Source organism: Chryseosolibacter indicum, from assembly GCF_018598585.1.
In the GTDB taxonomy this organism is placed as follows: Bacteria; Bacteroidota; Bacteroidia; order Cytophagales; family Cyclobacteriaceae; genus Chryseosolibacter; species Chryseosolibacter indicus.
On record NZ_JAHESD010000015.1, the window covers coordinates 1 to 1,602 of the forward strand.

Annotated in this window: 1 protein-coding gene; it reads left to right on the forward strand. The window is 43.9% G+C overall.

The window, feature by feature from the left end:
* Positions 1-1,602, forward strand: a 1,602-nt coding sequence (locus KK060_RS08935; RefSeq protein WP_254153372.1) for a hypothetical protein, incomplete at both ends; no start/stop codon positions are given.

Here is a 1,602-nt window from a genome sequence, read left to right on the forward strand (position 1 = left end):
AGGAACTACGACATATTATGTAAGCCAGACAGTAGGAGGATGTGAGAGTGCGAGAGCATCGATAGTAGTAAATGTAAACCAATCTCCAAATGCAGGAGTGGCAGCAACAGTTCCTGCATGTAGCTCAGAGACAAATTTCAACCTGTTAGTTAATCTTGGAGGTACTCCTGATGGGGGAGGATCTTGGACCGATCTTGATAACAGCGGAGCAAACATTGTGGGCGACGTTGCAGACCTTTCAGGTATAACGGCGGATGGTGCTTACAGATTTGAATACAGGGTAAGTTCAACAGGATGTGCGGATGCTACAGCAATCCTTACACTTAACGTTACCAATTCACCAGATGCAGGTATTGATAATGAAGTAACAGCATGTAATACCAATAATGCCTTTGATCTCTATGCAAGTCTTGATGGTAATCCGGATGCAGGAGGATCATGGTTTGATATTGATGGTAGCGGAGCTGCTATTAGCGGTAACTCAATTGACTTAACCACTCTGGCAGTAGGAACGTATCATTATCGTTATACAGTTTCAGCTACTGCACCTTGCGCTGCAGCATCAGCTGTAGTAACCGTTAAGGTAATAGACACAACACCAAATGCAGGAACAGATAATACAGTAGATGCATGTAACAGTGAGTTAGCCTTTGATTTGCTTGGCAGTTTGGGAGGGTCTCCTGATCCAGGAGGTTTATGGACAGACCTTGACAATAGTGGTGCCGTAATAACAGGAGATAATGCAAATCTAGCAGGAGTAGCTACAGGCAGTTACCGTTTCCAATACGCGTTAAGTGTAGTAGGCTGTGGTAATGCAAGTTCTATTCTTACGATTAATGTAGAAGAAGGTCCGGATGCAGGAGAGGATGCTACCGTACTAGCATGTAACAGTGAGTCATCATTTGACTTACTGGGCAGCCTAGATGGTAATCCAGATGCAGGCGGTACGTGGGTACAAATATCAGGTGCAGCGCTTACCATTACAGGGGATGCAGTAGACTTAAGCGGAGCAGTTGCAGGTCTTTATGAATTTGAATACACAGTAAAAGGGACAGGGCCATGTGCTGATGTGAAATCAATATTGACAATAGATGTTAAAGAAGCTGCAGATGCAGGTAGTGATAATACAGTACAAGCTTGTAATACCGAAACTGCCTTTGATTTATTCGTAAGTCTGGGAGGTACTCCTAATGCAGGAGGTACATGGACCCAAACATCAGGATCGATCCGTACAATAACAGGAAACACAGTTAACTTATCAGGAGCAGTAGCTGGAGCTTATACATTTAAATATGTAGTAACGGGCACAGCACCATGCGCAAAAGATTCTGCTACTGTTACCGTAAATGTTAATAAAGCACCAAATGCAGGAGTGGCAGCAACAGTTCCTGCATGTAGCTCAGAAACAAATTTCAACCTGTTAGCTAATCTTGGAGGTACTCCTGATGGGGGAGGCACTTGGACCGATCTTGATAACAGCGGAGCAAATATTGTGGGTGACGTTGCAGACCTTTCAGGTATAACAGCGGATGGTGCTTACAGATTTGAATACAGGGTAAGTTCAACAGGATGTGCGGATGCTACAGCAATCCTTACACTTAA